General features: G+C 67.6%; 1 protein-coding gene and 1 pseudogene. Both read right to left on the reverse strand.

Going from position 1 to position 1102, the window contains the following annotated elements:
• Positions 1–337 (reverse strand): annotated as a pseudogene (locus N5079_RS35015) (hypothetical protein); the annotation flags it as partial.
• A gap of 14 nt (positions 338–351) precedes the next feature.
• Entirely contained in the window at positions 352–867 is a 516-nt protein-coding gene (locus tag N5079_RS35020) for an IS110 family transposase (protein ID WP_261588521.1), read from the reverse strand.
• Positions 868–1102 lie beyond the last annotated feature (235 nt).

A 1102-nucleotide genomic window follows, 5' to 3' on the forward strand; every position in this document is an offset into this window, starting at 1 on the left:
CGCCGTCGGTCCCATCGCCGTCGGTCCCATCGTCTGGGGGCTCGTCTGGCTCCTGCCAGAGGGCTGCCTGACCTGCGGGCAGGTCGGCGATCAGCTGCTCGATCCGGGTGGTGAGCTTGCCGATCTGCGCCGTCAGCGTGTCGATCTGGTCCAGCAGCATCCGGGCGAGCTCGGCGTGGTGATCGTCGAACTGGCCGGTCAGCGCCTCGATGAGGGCGGCGTGTTTGGCTTTCATCCTCCCGCGCGCCAGCTGGGCCAGGGCCTCCGGGTCGCGCTGGCCCGCGATCAGGGCCTCGATCATGTCCCTGGCCGAGGCAGTGTCGAGTGTGCTGGCCACGGCGGAGACTTTGATCAATGCGTCTTCCAGCAGCTTTCCAGCCGTGACCAGTACCGGGTGCGTTCGCGGGTCAGATCGGTCCGCATCCGGGTGTAGTCCCGCAGCGTCCGGATCGGCCGGGGCGGTACGAACGAGGGACGTAGCAGCCCCTTTTCGGTCAGCTTGGCCAGCCAGATGGCGTCCAGCTTGTCGGTTTTGGGGCGTCCAGGGGCGTGTTTGGCCTCCCGGGCGTTGACCAGCTGCACATCCAGCCCGTGCGCCTCCAGCAGGTAGAACCAGATGCGCCAGTAGTCGGAGGTCGACTCCACGGTGATCTTCTCGATCGCCTGCGCTCTGAGCTGACCGGCCAGTGCCGTGATCGCGTTGAACGTGGCCTTGACCTCCCAGACCTTGCTGAGCCGCCGGCCGGCCTGGGACGGGTGCGGCAGCCGGACGCAGACCTTGCCCGCGTCCTTGGCCACGTCAATGGCGCACACGCGCTGGAAGAGCTGTTCATGCTCCTCGTCCGGGATCTCCTGGGGCTCTGGCAACCAGTCCGTCCTTCATCACTACGGGGGGGTGGACGGGCTGCCCGGGGGCCTCGGTCGGGAACCGAAATTCTGACCGGCGTGCTCGAAGCAACAGTGCGTGACCCTTCCAGGGCGGGCCCCGGCGCCAGACTAGATCACGGGTTCGCGGTCCCAAGCAAAGACCGGCGTCGGCGGGCAACCCGACCCATTTTCACGCCTGCGAGGCGTCCCCCGCAGGGACATGGGGACTAGATCC

It is taken from the genome of Planotetraspora sp. A-T 1434, from assembly GCF_025420585.1.
Taxonomy (GTDB): domain Bacteria; phylum Actinomycetota; class Actinomycetes; order Streptosporangiales; family Streptosporangiaceae; genus JAOEGB01.